This is a genomic window from Jannaschia sp. L-14R (assembly GCF_056857695.1).
On record NZ_JBSXNP010000009.1, the window covers coordinates 151962 to 167771 of the forward strand.

Here is a 15810-nt window from a genome sequence, read left to right on the forward strand (position 1 = left end):
AAAAGGTATCAGCGTTGCGAAGCGGGTAAAGCGAGAAGTCGCCGATATCTGAAAATCATATATTTCAAATGGTTACTGCATTACGTTCACGCTACGAAATCAAAATCGTGCGGAAATCCGCACGGTTGTCCCCGTCTTAGTGCGAGAATCTGCACAGGTCAGTCCGGACGATAATCCTCCGCCCGCAGTCCATGCCGCGTCAGCTTGTCGTAAAACGTCTTGCGCGGCAGATCGAGATCGCGCGCCGCCATCGTCGCCTGACCTTTGTGTCGGGTCAATGTCTCGATCAGGATCGAGCGTTCCACCATCCGCATCCGGTCCGCCAATCCGGCGCGTGGCCTGTCGCCCTGCTCCGACGGCTCGACGGTCAGATTGTCGGACAGGCCCATCGCGTAGCGCATTGCATGGTTCATCAACCCGCGTGCATTTCCGGGCCAGTTCTGCGCCATCAGGCGGGACTGCACGTCCGGCGGCACGTCGGGCACCGGAAGGTCGGCCTGTTCGCAGGCCAGCGCCAGATAATGCCGGAACAGCACCGGAACGTCGCCGGGCCGGTCGCGCAGCGGCGTGATATGGACGCGCAGTGCCTCAAGCCTGTAGAAAAGATCCGGATCCAGCGCATGGTGCAGCACCGCCGGATCAGCGTTCGTCGCGGCCAGAAGCCGCACGCCATCCGTCTGGGCATCGTCTTCGGGCAAACGGTGTTGCAAGGGGCGCGGCAGGGCGTCGATATGATCCACGAACAGGCTTCCACCGCGCGCCAGCGTCAGCGCTTCGACCAGCGTTGCGGTGTCCAGTGCGGGGGCGGAGCGTTTGACGAACGGTCCGGTCGCACGCGGCGAAAGAAGGTGGATCACCTCGGCCACTTTCGAGGTGCCGGTCCCCGGCTCTCCGTGGATCAGCACCGCCCCCGAGGCCCGCGCAACCGTCCGGGTCGTGTCCCGCAGCACGCCCGATTGCGGCGATACGCCCGTCAGCATCCGGGCCGCCGCGTCCCCGCCTTCCTGCGCCCCCCGTGCCCGCCGGGCCTCCAGCGTCGCGCGGCGCAGGGTCAGTGCGCGGCGCACCGTCGCCACCAATTCATCCGGGTTGCAGGGTTTTTCCAGAAACGCAAAGGCCCCTTCCGACATGCCGCGCACCGCCGTCGGCACATCCCCCTCGCCCGTCAGAAGGATCACCGGCAGATCGGGATCGGCCTGCCGCGCACAGGCCAACAGATGAAACCCGTCGCGCCCCGGCATCCGGATATCGCTGACCACCACGCCCGCCAGATCGCGCGTCAGGCGCGGCTGTGCGGCCAGGAAGCTGCCCGCCTGCGTCACGTTCAGATCCGCCAGTTCCAGTGTCTGGGACAGCGCGTCGCGGACGTTCAGATCGTCTTCGACCAGCAGGACATCGGTCATGCCGCCGCCCCGTCGCATGCCGCGACCGCAGGCTGCAATTCGACCGTGAATGCGGCCCCGCCCTCGACGTTGCTGCCCCGGATCGCGCCGCCGAAACCGGACACGATACCGTAACTGATAGACAGGCCCAGCCCCAGCCCGGCGCCCACCTCCTTGGTGGTATAGAACGGGTCGAAAATCGCCTCCGGGTTATCCAGCCCCGGCCCGGTATCGCGCACCGTGATCGCGGGCGGCCCGTCGCACAGCGTGACGGTCAGCAAGCGTGTTTCCCCCCCGGCCATCGCATCCACCGCGTTCGAGATCAGGTTGACCACGACCTGCGCCATCCGCACTTCGCCCGCCATCGCCAGAACCGGCATCTCCGGCAGATCCAGTCGCACCTCCACCCCGGTTTCACGCCGCCGCGTTTCGGTGATTTCCAGCGCGATCTCGATCACGGTCCCAAGATCCGTCTCGATCGCCGGTTGCGGCTCGGCGCGGGCGAAGGCCGACAGGTTGCGGATGATCCGCCCCATGCGGCCCGCCAGATCGCCGATCCGCGTCAGGTTGCTGCCCGCTGCCTCGACATTTCCGCGTTCCAGAAAGGTCGCGCCGTTCTGGGCGAAGCTTCGGATCGCCATCAGCGGCTGGTTCAGTTCATGGCTTATGCCCGCCGACAACTGCCCCAGGGCCGACAGCTTGCCCGCCTGCACCAGATCGGCCTGCGCGCGGGTCAGGGCGGCCTGTGCCTCGCGCCGTTCGCGCACTTCGGCAGTCAGCGCTGCGGTGCGTTCGGCCACGCGATCCTCCAGCATGAGATTGGCGCGGGCCAGCACGCGACGGCGTTCCCATAGAAGAACCAGCAATGCGCCCAGCACCAGAAGCGCTGCGCCCGCCGCTTGTGCCCGCGCAATGGCCAGCGCCCGTGCCGGCGCCGTGTCGAGCAGGATTTCCGCCGTCAGGTCCAGTGTCGGCAGCGGCAGTTCCAGATGCAGCGCATCACGCGGGATATAGCGCCCGACCTCGGTCCGCCGGATGTCGAAGCCCTGGATCGGGACGCGTTCCTGCGGCGGCGGGCCACCCAGCAATTCCTCGCGGTTCGACACCACGACGTGGCCCGCCCGGTCAGTGAAATAGATCGCCTGCGGATCGCCGCGCCAGCTCCGCTCCAGCGTCGTCAAATCGCGCGTCACGGCCACCGCGCCCGACACCTTGCCCTGCGCATCGAACGTCGGCGCGGCGTGGGTGAATATGCGGCCCGTCGACCCGCTGTCGGGTGGCATCGCGCCGACGCCCAGCGCCCCCTGCCGCGTCCGCTCCATCCAGCCGGTCGCAGACAGATCGCCCCGACGACCGGAGGCAGAGGCGATAATGACCCCGTTCTTGCGCAGCAGCAGCACGTCCGATGCACCCGACCGGTCGGCAAAGCCCTGCAAGCGTGTGGCCGGGTATTCGATACGGCCCGCATTGGCGATCGACCGGGCGATGATCGGATCGCCCGCCAGCAGGACAGCCAGATCGCGCCCGCGTTGCAACTCCAGCCGCAGACGGTCGGCGGCAAGGCTCAGGTCCGACCGGCCCTTGGCCTCCAGCGCGGTGAGTGCCGTGCCCAGCGTCGTCCACCAGACGGCTCCCGCCAAAAGGGCCGATGCCGTCAGTGTCAGAAGGATGAGAAACGCACGATGCATGTGCCAAGCCTACGACTGCCCGGTCGCGGGGCCAAGCCTTGACGCCTGCGGATCGTCCCGGCACTTCGGGCGTCATGGACCGCTTCGACCAATCCCCAACCGATCCGGCCTTCGTTCAGGACCCTTATCCGTTCTACGACCGGCTTCGCGCCGCCGGGCCGCTGGCGTGGTGGACGGATTACGAAATGCCGGTCGCCGCCTCGCATGCAGTGGTCAGCGCTTTGCTGCGTGACCGTCGGTTCGGACGCGAAGACCCGTTTCCGCCAGTACGGCCCGCGCATCAAGCCGGATTCTGGTCGGTCGAGGAGCATTCGATGCTGGAACTGGAGCCGCCGCGCCACACCCGCCTGCGGTCACAGGTCCTGCGCGCCTTTACATCGCGCCGGGTCGCCGCCCTCGGCCCCGAGATTGCGACGCTGGCCCACGGCCTGATCGACGGCTTTCCGGCAGGCACGTTCGACCTGCTCGATGCCTTCGCCCGGCCCCTGCCGGTGCGCGTCATCGCTCGCCTGCTGGGCGTGCCGGAATCCGATGCGCCCCTGTTGCTGGGCTGGTCGAACGCCATGGTCGGCATGTATCAGGCGTGCCGCACCCATGCCGATGAACTTGCCGCTGCCCAGGCGGCCACGGATTTCACGACCTATCTGCACGATATCTTCCGTGCGCCCCCGGACGACAGCCTGATCGCCCAGCTTCTGGCCGTTGCGCAGGACGGAAAACTCTCGCCCGAGGAAGTCACCGCCACTTGCATCCTGCTGCTGAATGCGGGGCACGAAGCGACGGTGCACACGCTGGGCAACGGTATTTCAGGTCTGATCGCGGCAGGTCACTGGGGCACGCCCGTCACGCCCGATCTGGTCGAGGAGGTGCTGCGCCACGACCCGCCGCTGCATATGTTCACGCGCTATGCCACCGAAGACGTCGAGGTGCAGGGTCACCGTTTTGCCCGAGGCGAACAGGTCGGGCTGTTGCTGGGGGCCGCAAATCGCGACCCCGCCGCCTATGCCGACCCCGCGACCTTTGACGCGACGCGCTTCCCGGATGCGCCGGTCTCGACCAGCTTCGGGGCCGGGCTGCACTTCTGTCTTGGCGCGCCGCTGGCCCGGTTGGAGCTGTTGCACGGGTTGCAGGCCCTGAGCGAACGCCGACCCGATCTGCGCCTGACAGAACCGCCCCGCTATGCCGATATCTATCACTTCCACGGGCTGCGCCGACTGATCGTGAGCTAGCTCACCGGCGCTTTGCCCTCATTGCGGCCGGGCGGAACGCCGCCGAAGTTGCCACACGGACTGAACCGGATACCTGATCCACACGTTGGCTTGGCGCACAACCAATGGAATGGAGAGATTTGTGAAAAAGTTCCTGATATTGACCACGGTTCTTGGTCTGGCCGCGACCGCCCCGGCGTTCGCCAACGGCAAGGGGAATGGCAACGGCAACGGCGATCATCGCGCCGAACGGGTGGCGAACCCGTCAAATGGTCGTTGCCCGCCAGGTCTAGCCAAGAAGGACCCGCCCTGCATTCCACCGGGACAGGCCCGCAAGATGGATCGCGATGACGACGACCGGGGCCATTACCAGGTCGGCGACCGGCTGGATCGCGACTATGTGATTATCGACCGCCGCGACTATGGCCTGCCGCGTCTCAACGATGGCGAGGCCTATGTGCGCGCGGGCGACCGTCTTCTGCGCCTCGACCGGGATCAGCGCCTCGTCCTCGATATCCTCGACGTCGTCCTGAACTGACCCTGGGGGGCGTGATGGCCACGCCCCCTATTCCGCCGCTACCCTGCGTCCGGCCAGCAAAGTCTTGAGGTAGCGGCCCGTGTGGCTGTCGTCGATCCCGGCAATCTGTTCGGGCGTGCCGGTGCCGACCACCTCGCCGCCGCCGTCCCCGCCCTCGGGACCGATGTCGATCACGTGGTCGGCGGTTTTCACGACATCCAGATTGTGTTCGATCACCACGACCGAATTGCCCTGATCGACCAATTCATGAAGCACTTCCAGCAGCTTTCGCACATCCTCGAAATGCAGACCCGTCGTCGGCTCGTCCAGGATATAGAGTGTCCGTCCGGTCGAACGCTTCGACAGCTCCTTCGACAGCTTCACCCGCTGCGCCTCGCCGCCCGACAGGGTCGTCGCCTGCTGGCCCACCTTGATATAGCCCAGACCCACACGCATCAGCGCGTCCATCTTCTCGCGGATCGAGGGCACGGCCTTGAAGAATTCCTGCGCATCCTCGACCGTCATATCCAGAACGTCGGCAATGCTTTTGCCCTTGAAGTGGATCTCCAGAGTTTCGCGGTTGTAACGTTTGCCCCGGCAGGTCTCGCATTCGACATAGACGTCGGGCAGGAAGTGCATCTCGATCTTGATGACGCCATCGCCCTGACAGGCCTCGCAGCGCCCGCCCTTGACGTTGAAGCTGAACCGGCCGGGCTTGTACCCGCGCGTTTTCGATTCCGGCAGACCGGCGAACCAGTCACGGATCGGCGTGAATGCCCCGACATAGGTCGCCGGATTTGACCGCGGCGTCCGTCCGATGGGCCGCTGATCAATGTCGATCACCTTGTCCAGATGCTCCAGTCCCTTGACCGTCTCACAGGGCGCGGGCGTCTGCCGGGCACCGTTCAGCTTCATGCTGGCCGTCTTGAACAGCGTCTCGATGGTCAGGGTCGATTTGCCACCCCCCGACACACCGGTGACGGCCACGAACTGGCCCAGCGGGTAATCGACCGTGACGCCCTTCAGGTTGTTGCCCGTCGCCTTGACCACGGTGACTTTCTTCTTGTTGCCCTTGCGGCGCTTGTCCGGCACCGGAATGGACCGCCGCCCCGAAAGATAGTCGCCCGTGATGCTGGCCGGGTTTGCCTCCAGTTCGGACGGCACGCCATGCGCCACGACCGTGCCGCCATGCACACCGGCCCCCGGCCCGATGTCATAGACGTAATCGGCCTCGCGGATCGCTTCCTCGTCATGCTCGACCACGATGACCGTATTGCCCTGATCGCGCAGGTTCTTGAGCGTCGTCAAAAGCCGGTCGTTGTCGCGCTGGTGCAGACCGATCGACGGCTCGTCCAGCACATACAGCACACCCGTCAAACCGCTGCCGATCTGCGACGCCAGCCGGATGCGCTGACTCTCGCCACCCGACAAGGTTCCCGCGTTTCTGGACAGGGTCAGGTATTGCAGGCCAACGTTGTTCAAAAAACCCAGACGCTCGCGAATTTCCTTCAGGATGGCGCGCGCGATCTCGTTGTTCTGTTTGGACAGGGCTTTGGGCACCTGGGCACACCAGTCCAGCGCCTCCTTGATGGACATCTGCACGATCTCGCCAACATGCTTCATGTCGATCTTCACCGCCAGCGCCTCGGGCCGCAGACGATAGCCGCCACAGGCGCCGCACGGCCGGTTGTTCTGATAGCGCTCGAACTCCTCGCGCACCCATGCCGAATCCGTCTCGCGGTAGCGACGTTCCATGTTCGGGACCACGCCCTCGAACACCCGGCTCACCTCATAGATGCGCCCGCCCTCGTCATAGCGGAACTTGATCTTCTCGTCGCCCGATCCGCGCAAAAACACCTCTTGGATCTTCTCCGGCAGATCCTTCCACGGCAGCTTCTGGTTGAACCCGTAATGCTTCGCGATCGACTCGATCGTCTGGATGAAATAAGGGCTTTTTCCCTTGTTCCATGGTGCGATCGCCCCTTTCGCCAGAGGCAGCGTCACGTCCGGCACCACCAGCCGGTCATCAAAAAACAGCTCCACCCCCAATCCGTCGCATTTCGGACAGGCCCCGAACGGCGCATTGAAGGAAAACAGGCGCGGCTCGATCTCGGGGATGGTGAAGCCCGACACCGGACAGGCGAATTTTTCGGAGAAGGTGATGCGCTCCGGCTCGCCATCCTTGGGCGCAGTCTCCAGAATGGCGATGCCATCGGCCAGATCCAGCGCCGTGCGGAACGAATCCGCCAGCCGCGTCTCCAGCCCTTCGCGCACGACGATCCGGTCGACCACAACGTCGATGTCATGCCGGAACTTCTTGTCCAGTTCGGGCGGCTGATCCAGATCGTGGAATTCCCCGTCGACCTTGACCCGCTGGAAGCCCTGCTTGCGCAGCTCCAGCATCTCCTTGCGATACTCACCCTTCCGGTCGCGCACGATGGGGGCCAGCAGATATCCGCGCGTCCCCTCCTCCATCGTCATGACGCGGTCCACCATATCCTGCACCTGTTGCGCAGTGATCGGCAGACCTGTGGCAGGCGAATACGGGGTGCCTGCGCGCGCGAACAGCAGACGCATGTAGTCATAGATTTCCGTGACCGTGCCGACAGTTGACCGGGGGTTCTTGGACGTTGTCTTCTGTTCGATGGAAATGGCGGGCGACAGGCCGGAAATGTGATCCACGTCCGGCTTCTGCATCATGTCCAGGAACTGGCGCGCATAGGCCGACAGCGACTCGACATATCTGCGCTGCCCTTCGGCATAGATCGTGTCGAAGGCCAGCGACGACTTGCCCGAGCCCGACAGCCCGGTAATCACGACCAGTTGGTCGCGCGGAATGTCCACGTCGATTCCCTTGAGGTTGTGTTCGCGCGCGCCGCGCACCTCGATGAATTTCTGTTCGGCCATATCGCCCCCGGTGTGTCGCTACGCCACCTAGGGATCGCGACGTGTCTTGCAACCTCTCCGACCGGAATCGGCCAGAACATTTACGGAACGTTTACCACTTCCGCCGCGACGCTGCCAGAGGCGCGCCGTCCCGACCATAACGCCAGCGCCAGACCCAGCACCGATATGGTCACCATAAGTAATGACAACGCCGCCATGCCCCCCGCCGCAAATGTCAGTGCAAAGACCGGCGTGCCGGTGACGGTTCCCAGATTGCCCAACTGCGCGATGGCCCCCGTCGCCCGCGCCCGGTCGCCCGGAGCCGCGTTCCAGGCCGGAATTGCCGCGAAGCTGGCACCAGGGATCAGGCCCATGGCCAGAAAACAGCCCTCGACCGCGCCCGGTAATCCCAGCGCCACGCCCACGGACCCCAGTGCCGTTCCGGCATACCCCACCGCCGCCACGTGATGCGGCGCGAACCGGCTGCACAGCGCTCCGCCCGCCAGGGTGGACGTCAACGTCACCACCGGCAGAATTGTCGCCAGCGCAGGCCGGTTCAGTGCGCCCGGCAGAAACGCAATCGCGGCGATGAACAGGAAAGTGTAGCAGACGAAGCCCAACCCCGGAGCCATAGAGCGGATCGAGCCATAGATCGCCCGATGCACGGCCACGGGGTTCAGCGACACCCGTACCATCGGCACCCGTGGCACCCATCGCCACAACACCGCCGCCAGCACCAGCAGAGCCGCCCCATGCAGCGCGAACAGCAAAGGCAGCCCGCCGGACGCCAGTATGCCCGGAAATATCTGCGCCGAAATCGCCAGCGACGTGCCGAAGAACACCGCCCACAGCCCCATCACCAACGGGCGATCCCGGTCGCTTGCCGCCGCCGCCATCAACGGAGGCCCGGACACGACCAGCGCCAGATGGGCCAGCCCTTCGACCACGCGGGTGATGACGAACACGCCCAGAGACGGCATCAGGGCCTGCGCCAGAGACACTGAGCCGCCCAACACCAGACCTGCCAGAAATGTCCGCCCGATGCCGAAACCTGCGGCTACGCCTCCGGCCATCGACCCCAGCAACAGCCCCATCAACCCTACGACCGACACCAGAAACGCGACCGATGTCACGGGCCGGTCGAATGCGCCCGCCACGACGGGCAGCAAAAGCGCGATCTTTCCGAATTGCGCGGCAGCCAGCAGACCGCCGACGAAAATCAGGACCACGAGGCCCCAGCGAGTTCGTTCCATCCGCCATTTCTTGCAGGCTGCAAGAAGGTCCGCCAGTCCCTTGAAGCCGGTTCTGTCCGCGCTTGTCGTTTACCAGTTAACCAATTGTTTACATTAACCTTTCATTAAGGTTCCGGCTTCCGCGACGTTCTCCACTTCGATACGCATTTTCAGACAAATCGCTCTATCGGAGTTTCCCCATGCGCCTCACAGCCCTTGCCACAGCCTTTCTGGCCACGCTCGCCTCCACGGCACAGGCCCAGGATCGAACGATCCCTCTCGACTGGTCCGGCCCCTATGTCAGCGCCAGTCTCGGGGTGTCCGACAATAGCCTCAGCGCCGATTTTCCGACCACGGCCTTTTCGCTGTCCGGTTCGGGCGATGCCTATGGCGTGGCTCTGGGCTACCAGCGGCAGTCGGGGCGTATGGTCTACGGTGGGGAAATCGCGGCGTGGGACGTCAACGGCAGCCCTTCCTCGGGGATACGGCGAGTCGATTTTGACAACGGCTTACGGGCCTCGGGGCGGCTTGGGGTCAGCATGGGGCGCGCATTGATCTATGGCACTGTCGGCGTAACCAGCACCCGTATTTCCAGTCCGGGCGGCCCGTCGTCGCGCGCCATGGGATATGTTGTCGGCGGCGGTGTCGATCTGCGCATCACGCCCTCGGTCGATCTGGGCGTCGAATACCTGCACCATCGATACCGCGATCCGGATGACAGCCCGATGCCCCCATTCAACGTCGAGGCGGATATCAGGACGGTCGGCCTGAAGCTTACCTATCGGTTTTAGGCCTGCCCCACCCTCTTAAACATGAAGTATCCTGCGCCCGGTACGGCATTGCGCGCCCGCCCAGGGACATCCGGCATTCACGTCGGAGCCTCCGGAGGGAAAATATTCAGCACATTAAGACCGCAACATAGTCTTCGTTCGTCAAACATTCCCGCCGGAGGCTCCGACAGATCATCGGGACGCGATCAGAAGTGAATGGCCCGCCCGTCCGCGTCCAGCACGCTCTCGTGCATCATTTCCGACAGGGTCGGATGCGGGAACACGGTGTGCGCAAGATCCTCCTCCGTCGTCTCCAGCTGTCGCCCGACGATATAGCCCTGGATCAGCTCGGTCACTTCCGCGCCGATCATATGGGCCCCCAGCAATTCGCCGGTTTTCTTGTCGAAGATGGTCTTCACCATGCCCTCCGGCTCTCCCAGGGCAATCGCCTTGCCGTTGCCGATAAAGGGGAAGTGCCCGACCTTGATATCGTGTCCGGCTTCCCTGGCCTTGGCCTCGGTCATGCCCACGGAGGCAACCTGCGGGTGGCAATAGGTGCAGCCCGCGATGCTTTCGGGACGCACGGGATGCACGTCGTTCTTGCCCGCGATCAGTTCGGCCACCATCACGCCTTCATGCGACGCCTTGTGCGCCAGCCACGGCGCACCGGCGATATCGCCGATGGCATAGATACCCTCGACCCCGGTGCGGCAGAATTCGTCGGTGACGATATGGGTGCGATCGATCTTGATCCCCACATCCTCCAGTCCCAGACCTTCGATATTGCCGACGATACCGACGGCCGAAATCACCGTGTCGAACTCCTGCGTCTCGGACTTGCCGCCAGCCTCGATTGTGGCGATCACCTTGTCGGCCTTGCGGTCCAGCGACTTGACGGTCGCCTTCTGTAGTATCTTCATCCCCTGCTTTTCAAACTGCTTCTTGGCGAACTTGGAAATCTCCTCGTCCTCCACCGGCAGGATACGGTCCATGACCTCGACGACAGTCGTTTCGGCCCCGAGGGTGTTGTAGAAGCTGGCGAATTCGATGCCGATGGCCCCAGACCCGATGACTAGCAACTTCTTTGGCATATGCGGCGGCTGCAACGCGGCCCTGTAGGACCAGACGCGCTTGCCGTCTGCCTCCAGCCCCGGCAGGTCGCGGGCCCGTGCACCGGTGGCGATCACGATATTCTTGGCCTCAAGGATGTCTTCGCCCTTGTCGGTTTTCACCGACACCTTGCCCTTGCCGACCAGTTTGGCCTCGCCCATGATGGTCGTGACCTTGTTCTTCTTGAACAGATGCCCGATGCCGCCCGACAACTGCTTGGCCACACCCCGCGAGCGTTTGACCACGGCGTCCAGATCGTAATCGACCCCATCGCACTTCAGACCGAACTCCTTGGCGCGGTGCATCAGGTGGAACACCTCGGACGAGCGCAGCATCGCCTTGGTCGGAATGCAGCCCCAGTTCAGGCAGATGCCACCCAGATTTTCCCGCTCGATGCAGGCAACCTTCTGGCCCAGTTGCGCGGCACGTATGGCGGCAACGTAGCCGCCGGGTCCTGCGCCGATCACGATCAGGTCGAATTGCTGGGCCATGATATCTGCTCCGTTCGGACGGTGTTGGAATATAGTTCAGCCTTAAACGGTTAGATGCAAGGGGGTAAGCCCCCGGCATTTCAGGCGGCGACCGCGCCCAGTCGCCCGACCTTCGCGATCCAGCCGTCGACCGCGCGGGGACGCGGATCGCTGGCCCCGGAGAAATACGTGAACCGGGTCGGCCGGATGCCCACGAAACCCAGGATATGTCCGCCCAACTGGTGAAAAATGGCGTTCCGGTGGACCAGCCGCAGGAACCAGCCCGGCGTGTCCGACGTCACGATCACCCGCGCGCTGCGCCCCGTCAGCATCGGCGTCGGCATCCCCATTTTCAGGACGCGCGTGTCGAACGTCCGGCCCGGCAGGAATGTCCGGTCGATCAGCCCCTTCAGCTTGGCGGGAAGTCCGCCCCACCACATCGGCACGGCCAGCACGACATGGTTCGCCCATTCGATATCGGACAGCACGCCGTCCAGCACCGGCTCCAGCGGTTTCCAGTTGTCATAGCCGCCCTGCCCGAAGTCCATGTCGAAAACCATGTCGTGCAGATGCGCCATCCGAACCTCGTGACCAGCGGCCCTGGCACGCGTCGCATAGACCTCGGCAAAGGTGCGCGAGAGAGATGTTTCGGCAGGGTGGCCGTCAAGAATGAATATACGCTTGGGTGTCATCGTTGCCTCCTTAATTGACCGTGGTCATATTTGTTGCAATAAAATTGACCACGGTCAATGCATAATTTGACCACGGTCGAAAAAACTGGCAGATCATGGTCATGGGAAGACCGGTCCAGAAACGCACGCTCGAAACCCGCGCCCGCCTGATCGCGGCCGCCGAAGCCGCTGTGGCACGCACCGGGTTCGAGGCCCTGCGCGTCGAGGAGATCGTGCTGGCCGCAGGTGTCGCCAAGGGCACCTTCTTCGCGCATTTCAAAGACAAGGATGCGTTGATGGACCTGCTGATCGGCTCCCGGATCGACGCGCACCTGGATGCCATCGAAACCTCCCCCGCGCCGCGTAGCCCCGAAGATCTGGTCGATCGCCTGATGCCGCTGATGACCTTCATGACCTGCGAGCGTTATGTCTTCGACGTTATCCTGCGCCGCTCGGGGGCCGCCGCGATCGAGGACATCGGCCCAATCGCGCGCACGTTCGAGCGCTATGTCCGTGTGGTCTCGACATGGATCGCAGGCAGCACCTTCCGCCGCGACGTTCCGCCCGACATTCTGGCCGAGGGCGTGCAGGCCTTTGCGATACAGGTCATGGCGCTGCGATTCTGCGCCCTGCATGTGAGCGACGGGCTGCGTGAACCGCTTCTGACGTTCCTCGACGCATGGCTGTGTCCGCGGGTCCGCCCTTCCGACTGATCGCGGCCTACCCCGCCTGCAAACCCTGCAAAATCGCGCCGTATCCACCGTCGTCGATGAAGGCCTGTTCGGCGGGCGACGTCATCCGTCCCAGCGCGGCATTGCGGAACGGGAACCGCCCGAAACGGCGGATGATCGCGCGATGGGCACGCGCATGCAGCAGCGTCTGCGGCGCTTCCCCCCACATCGCGATCAGACGGACGGCCCGCTCCTGATCGGGTATCACCTCCGAATGCTCCAGCGGAAGATAGAAAAACTGACGCGCTGTCCCTTCGATCCGCCGGTCGAACCCGCGTGAGATGGCCCACTTCGTCACCGCCCGCGCCAGGTTATCCGTGGCGAAAGCCCGCGCCGTGCCGCGAAACATGTTGCGCGGAAACTGATCCGTCAGGATCAGCAGCGCCAGCGTGCCCTCAGGCGTGGTGCGCCACTGCGAAAGGGGCTGCGACAGGGGAAGTGTCTGATCCAGGGTCGCGCCGAACCGGTCCCGGATCTTCGCATCCAGCGCGTCGTCCTGTGTGTACCAGTCGGCAGGCGAACACTCCTCCAGCCAGAACCGCAGGACGGCGTCCGGCGCGACGGGTGCGACGGCGGCGGTCACGGGTTCACCGCCATGGTGTCGGTCCCGACCTCCGGGGCCTGATCTTCCCACTCCTCGACCACGGATTCGATGGTGACAGGCGTGGTGGCCATCGGGGACATGACGACATAATTGGTATCGTCGCCGATCGGTTGCGCGCCACGCTGCGTCATCCGCCACCCGGCATAGACCGCCAGCACCAGCATCAACACACCCACGAAGATGAAGAACCCCGCCGGTCCGGCGACACCCATCAGCCAACCGGTGATCAGCGGCCCGCCGACCGCCCCCAGACCGTTGACGAACAGCAACCGACCGGACGCCGCCGACATATCCTCGTATTCCAGATAATCGTTCGTATAGGCCAGCAGAATCCCATAGAGCGGGTTCGCCATGCCGCCGATCAGGAATGCCGATACCAGTGCGCCGTTGACGCCGCCCAGACCTGATATGCCCAACCCACAGGCCAGCACCCCGATCACCGCACCCGCGATGACCAGCTTTCGCCGATCGGCCCGGTCAGACAGCCAGCCAATTGGATACTGCAATAGCATCCCCCCAGTATAGATCGCCGAGACGAACAAAGCGATCTGCCCCGTGGTCAGCCCCGCCGCCGCTCCGTAAACGCCGGCCATGCCGAACAGCGCCGAGAAGACTGCCCCCATCAGGAAAATGCCGATGAAGCCCAGCGGCGATACGTGATAAAGTTTGCTGAACGACATCGGCTTGGCGCTCTCGAATGGCGGCACCGGCGTCGCCGCCAGAAGGATCGGCGCGAAGGCCAGCGACACCAGGACCGACACGATGATGAACAGCGTGTACTCCGACGCATCGCCCCAGGCGAACAGGGCCTGCGCCGCGACGATCCCGACCATCTGGGCGATCATGTAAAGCGCCAGCGCCCGGCCCCGCGTCTCGTTCGTGGTCGAATTGTTGAGCCAGGATTCCGACACGATGTAGACGCCGCAAAAGCAGAAGCCGAGCAACAGCCGCAGTCCGGTCCAGGCGATCGGGTTCGTCAGCAGCGGATAGAGGATCAGACCCGCCGAGGCGAGCGAGCCCAGAAACGCGAACACCCGCACATGTCCCACCCTGCGGATCATGTCCGGCACCATCTGCGAGCCCAGCAGGAAGCCCGCGAAATAGCTGGCCATGATGATCGACATTGCGCCGGTCGAGAACCCCTCGATCGCGCCCCGCACACCCAGCAGCGTGCCCTGCATACCGTTGCCCAGCATCAGCAGCATGATGCCGAACAAAAGTGCCCAGGAGTTACGGATGACGGTCAGCATCGGGCGGCCTCGATCAACGGTTGTGTCTTGGCGCGCCTACGCCCGATGGCGGGATGCGTCCAGCCGAAATGCGACGCCGGGACGGGTGGCCATTTTTGCGAGCACGTCATCGCCTCGATCCGGGTCTACCGTCCAGGTGAGTATCGAAGATTAACGTGCGGACGTCCGACGCAGATCACCCGTTGCGAATACCCGCATCACCTACGAAATCCGCCGCGCAAGCGCTTGTTTGTCAATGCCGCGGTGTGGGCAAAAGCAACGATGCGTCGCCATAGCTGAAAAACCGGTAGGACCGCGAAATCGCATGGGCATAGGCCGCCAGCATCCGATCCCGTCCCATCAGCGCCGACACCAGCATCAGCAGCGTCGATTGTGGCAGGTGAAAGTTCGTGATCAACCCATCCGCCACCCGGAAATCATATCCGGGGTATATGAAAATGTCCGTATCCCCTTGAAACGGATTAATTTCTCCGTTCGCAGCCGCACTTTCGATCAGACGCAGGGCGGTTGTCCCCACGGGAATGATCCGCCCGCCCGCCGCCTTGGTCGCGGCGATGGCGGCGGCGGCATCGGGCGTGACCTCGCCCCATTCGGCATGCATTCGATGCGTCGTCACGTCTTCGACCTTGACCGGAAGAAAGGTGCCCGCACCGACATGCAATGTGACTTCGGTGAATTCAACACCCTGATTTCGCAGGGCTTCCAGCAATGGCGTATCGAAATGCAAACTCGCCGTAGGCGCCGCAACCGCTCCGGAATGGCGGGCCCAGACGGTCTGATAATCGTCCTTGTCGCGCGCATCGGGCGCACGTTTGGCGGCGATATACGGCGGCAAAGGCATCTCGCCCGCGGCCTCAAGAACGGCGTGCAACGCGCTGGAGTCGCAGTCGAACCGCAGCGTCAGATCGGTCTCGCCCCGTGCAATGACCTGCGCCGTATGGCCCGCCGCCAATTCGATCAGATCGCCGGCGCGCAGCTTGCGCAGCGGCTTGGCCAGGGCCTTCCACGACCCGTCCGGCTGCGGCGCAGTCAGTGTCAGCTCGACCTTCGCGCGACCCGATCCATCCGCCGTCTGCCGCACCCGCGTGCCGTTCAGACGGGCTGGTATCACCTTGGTATCGTTCAAAACAAGACGATCTCCGGGCCGCAGCCAACGGGTCAGATCGGTGAAGACAGCGTCGCTGATCCGGTCGCCCTCCATCACCATCAACCGCGATGACGATCGCGGCGTGGCGGGCCGGGTCGCGATCAGGTCGTCGGGCAGGTCGAAATCGAAATCGCTGAGTTTCAT

Annotated in this window: 13 protein-coding genes; 4 read left to right on the forward strand and 9 right to left on the reverse strand. The window is 64.0% G+C overall.

Going from position 1 to position 15810, the window contains the following annotated elements:
- Nucleotides 1-158 precede the first annotated feature (158 nt).
- On the reverse strand, nt 159-1403 hold the full coding sequence (locus AC13C2_RS05140; RefSeq protein ID WP_092762384.1) for a sigma-54-dependent transcriptional regulator: 1245 nt from the start codon (nt 1401-1403) through the stop codon (nt 159-161).
- Nucleotides 1400-3070: a sensor histidine kinase gene (locus AC13C2_RS05145; protein WP_474520547.1), complete on the reverse strand. Its 1671-nt coding sequence runs from the start codon at nt 3068-3070 to the stop codon at nt 1400-1402. The genes AC13C2_RS05140 and AC13C2_RS05145 overlap by 4 nt, the downstream gene beginning before the upstream one ends.
- Before the next feature lie 74 nt (nt 3071-3144).
- On the opposite strand from AC13C2_RS05145, the gene AC13C2_RS05150 reads away from it, so the two are divergent.
- Nucleotides 3145-4299, forward strand: a complete 1155-nt coding sequence (locus tag AC13C2_RS05150) for a cytochrome P450 (RefSeq protein ID WP_482886134.1) — start codon at nt 3145-3147, stop codon at nt 4297-4299.
- 109 nt (nt 4300-4408) lie between these two features.
- On the forward strand, nt 4409-4816 hold the full coding sequence (locus tag AC13C2_RS05155) for a hypothetical protein (protein WP_482886135.1): 408 nt from the start codon (nt 4409-4411) through the stop codon (nt 4814-4816).
- A gap of 27 nt (nt 4817-4843) precedes the next feature.
- On the opposite strand, the gene uvrA is transcribed toward AC13C2_RS05155, so the two are convergent.
- Nucleotides 4844-7702: an excinuclease ABC subunit UvrA gene (gene uvrA, locus AC13C2_RS05160; RefSeq protein ID WP_482886136.1), complete on the reverse strand. Its 2859-nt coding sequence runs from the start codon at nt 7700-7702 to the stop codon at nt 4844-4846.
- An 80-nt stretch (nt 7703-7782) separates the two neighbouring features.
- Nucleotides 7783-8934 (reverse strand): MFS transporter, encoded by a 1152-nt coding sequence (locus AC13C2_RS05165; RefSeq protein WP_092762374.1) that lies wholly within the window; start codon nt 8932-8934, stop codon nt 7783-7785.
- Between the two features lie 179 nt (nt 8935-9113).
- On the opposite strand from AC13C2_RS05165, the gene AC13C2_RS05170 reads away from it, so the two are divergent.
- Entirely contained in the window at nt 9114-9704 is a 591-nt protein-coding gene (locus tag AC13C2_RS05170; protein WP_092762372.1) for an outer membrane protein, read from the forward strand.
- A gap of 185 nt (nt 9705-9889) precedes the next feature.
- Here the strand turns inward: AC13C2_RS05170 and lpdA are convergent, their stop codons facing one another.
- Complete coding sequence (gene lpdA / locus AC13C2_RS05175) at nt 9890-11287, reverse strand: dihydrolipoyl dehydrogenase (RefSeq protein WP_482886513.1); 1398 nt, start codon at nt 11285-11287, stop codon at nt 9890-9892.
- 77 nt (nt 11288-11364) lie between these two features.
- Complete coding sequence (locus tag AC13C2_RS05180) at nt 11365-11955, reverse strand: NAD(P)H-dependent oxidoreductase (RefSeq protein ID WP_092762368.1); 591 nt, start codon at nt 11953-11955, stop codon at nt 11365-11367.
- Nucleotides 11956-12056: 101 nt separating this feature from the next.
- Between AC13C2_RS05180 and AC13C2_RS05185 the strand changes: the two genes are divergently transcribed.
- The gene (locus tag AC13C2_RS05185; RefSeq protein ID WP_482886137.1) at nt 12057-12647 is read left to right on the forward strand and encodes a TetR/AcrR family transcriptional regulator; all 591 of its coding nucleotides are present in this window, start codon (nt 12057-12059) and stop codon (nt 12645-12647) included.
- 7 nt (nt 12648-12654) lie between these two features.
- On the opposite strand, the gene AC13C2_RS05190 is transcribed toward AC13C2_RS05185, so the two are convergent.
- From AC13C2_RS05190 to queA, 3 genes are all read right to left on the reverse strand, one after another.
- Complete coding sequence (locus AC13C2_RS05190) at nt 12655-13248, reverse strand: DUF924 family protein (RefSeq protein ID WP_482886138.1); 594 nt, start codon at nt 13246-13248, stop codon at nt 12655-12657.
- On the reverse strand, nt 13245-14519 hold the full coding sequence (locus tag AC13C2_RS05195) for an MFS transporter (RefSeq protein ID WP_339641836.1): 1275 nt from the start codon (nt 14517-14519) through the stop codon (nt 13245-13247). The genes AC13C2_RS05190 and AC13C2_RS05195 overlap by 4 nt, the downstream gene beginning before the upstream one ends.
- A gap of 232 nt (nt 14520-14751) precedes the next feature.
- A complete protein-coding gene (queA, locus tag AC13C2_RS05200) occupies nt 14752-15810 on the reverse strand; it encodes a tRNA preQ1(34) S-adenosylmethionine ribosyltransferase-isomerase QueA (protein ID WP_092762362.1) in 1059 nt (352 codons plus the stop codon).

What these genes read in the sequence shown, in the direction of transcription:
- AC13C2_RS05140 (WP_092762384.1), bottom strand. Translation starts at nt 1,403, where the DNA reads ATGACCGATGTCCTGCTGGTCGAAGACGATCTGAACGTCCGCGACGCG.
- AC13C2_RS05145 (WP_474520547.1), bottom strand. Translation starts at nt 3,070, where the DNA reads ATGCATCGTGCGTTTCTCATCCTTCTGACACTGACGGCATCGGCCCTT.
- AC13C2_RS05150 (WP_482886134.1), top strand. Translation starts at nt 3,145, where the DNA reads ATGGACCGCTTCGACCAATCCCCAACCGATCCGGCCTTCGTTCAGGAC.
- AC13C2_RS05155 (WP_482886135.1), top strand. Translation starts at nt 4,409, where the DNA reads ATGGAGAGATTTGTGAAAAAGTTCCTGATATTGACCACGGTTCTTGGT.
- uvrA (WP_482886136.1), bottom strand. Translation starts at nt 7,702, where the DNA reads ATGGCCGAACAGAAATTCATCGAGGTGCGCGGCGCGCGCGAACACAAC.
- AC13C2_RS05165 (WP_092762374.1), bottom strand. Translation starts at nt 8,934, where the DNA reads ATGGAACGAACTCGCTGGGGCCTCGTGGTCCTGATTTTCGTCGGCGGT.
- AC13C2_RS05170 (WP_092762372.1), top strand. Translation starts at nt 9,114, where the DNA reads ATGCGCCTCACAGCCCTTGCCACAGCCTTTCTGGCCACGCTCGCCTCC.
- AC13C2_RS05180 (WP_092762368.1), bottom strand. Translation starts at nt 11,955, where the DNA reads ATGACACCCAAGCGTATATTCATTCTTGACGGCCACCCTGCCGAAACA.
- AC13C2_RS05185 (WP_482886137.1), top strand. Translation starts at nt 12,057, where the DNA reads ATGGGAAGACCGGTCCAGAAACGCACGCTCGAAACCCGCGCCCGCCTG.
- AC13C2_RS05195 (WP_339641836.1), bottom strand. Translation starts at nt 14,519, where the DNA reads ATGCTGACCGTCATCCGTAACTCCTGGGCACTTTTGTTCGGCATCATG.
- queA (WP_092762362.1), bottom strand. Translation starts at nt 15,810, where the DNA reads ATGAAACTCAGCGATTTCGATTTCGACCTGCCCGACGACCTGATCGCG.